This window comes from Limosilactobacillus reuteri subsp. porcinus (assembly GCF_036621895.1).
GTDB classification, from domain to species: Bacteria; Bacillota; Bacilli; order Lactobacillales; family Lactobacillaceae; genus Limosilactobacillus; species Limosilactobacillus reuteri_J.
This window is the reverse complement of the sequence record NZ_LN887442.1, coordinates 712-1,757: the sequence shown is the minus strand read 5'-3', so window position 1 is coordinate 1,757 and position 1,046 is coordinate 712. Positions and strand designations below refer to the sequence as shown.

Below are 1,046 nucleotides of genomic sequence, written 5' to 3'. Positions count from 1 at the left end.
AAAGCACGTTAGTGCTTTTTCTTTTGTTCTATGATATATTTAGTATATATATCTATAGAATGTGGTGATAACAATAGAATTAGATAGAAATCAGCATTCAGTATACTTACTTAATTACCATTTGGTAATGGTGGTTAAGTATCGTCGAAAAGTAATTAACGATGAAATATCTGAATATCTTAAACATCGTTTTGTAGTTGTGGGACAAGCATACGGCATTAATTTGCAAGAATGGAATCATGATCAGGACCACGTACATGTTTTGTTTAGAGCAACGCCTCATACGGAAATGGCTAAATTTTTAAATGCTTACAAATCGTCTAGCTCCAGAATGGTCAAAAAACAATTTCCAGAAATCAAGCAATATCTTTGGAAATCAGCCTTTTGGACACAAAGCTATTGCTTAATTAGCACTGGTGGAGCGCCTTTAGAAGTTGTAAAACGATATATTGAAAGTCAAGGGAGAAAATAATGGTTCTAAAAGCCGTTAAAATGCGCATCTATCCAAATTCAGCACAACGAAATCAGCTCTGGCAAACCTTCGGTTGTGTTCGTTTTGTATGGAATCAAATGCTTAATATGCAAATTGAACGGCGCAAGAATAATCCGGAAGCTAAATTTGTGAATGCCTTTGGGATGAATAATCTGTTGAAACAACTTAAGGTTGAGTATCCTTGGTTGAAACAAGCAGAATCAACTGCTTTGCAAAGTGCTAATCGCAATTTAGCCGATGCTTTTCAACGCTTTTTTAAAGGTCAAAATAAGTTCCCTCGATTTAAATCCAGAAAATATTCTCAGAGCTACAATTCAAAGTACGTTAATGGCAATATTAAAGTTTTAGATTGCCATCATATAAAGTTACCAAAACTCGGTATCGTCTATTTTAGAGCTGGTCGATTGCCAATGGGTAAAATTAAGAATGTCACTGTTCGTCTGAACGTTGCTGGTCAATATTACATTACTGTTTTAGTGGAAAGCGAAAACCAAACTCTTCCTAAAACAAGTAAATATATTGGTGGCGATTTAGGACTTAAGTCATTACTTAA

The 1,046-nt window shown here is 34.6% G+C and carries 2 protein-coding genes; both read left to right on the top strand.

Annotated elements, in window-relative coordinates; genetic code table 11:
• Positions 1-73: 73 nt before the first annotated feature.
• Positions 74-472 carry an IS200/IS605 family transposase gene (tnpA, locus tag AACL61_RS07150; RefSeq protein WP_041816984.1) on the top strand — a complete coding sequence of 133 codons (399 nt, stop codon included), beginning with the start codon at positions 74-76 and terminating at the stop codon, positions 470-472.
• A partial coding sequence (locus AACL61_RS07145) for an RNA-guided endonuclease TnpB family protein (RefSeq protein WP_339111180.1) occupies positions 472-1,046 on the top strand: 575 nt, incomplete at its 3' end. The genes tnpA and AACL61_RS07145, both read left to right, overlap by 1 nt.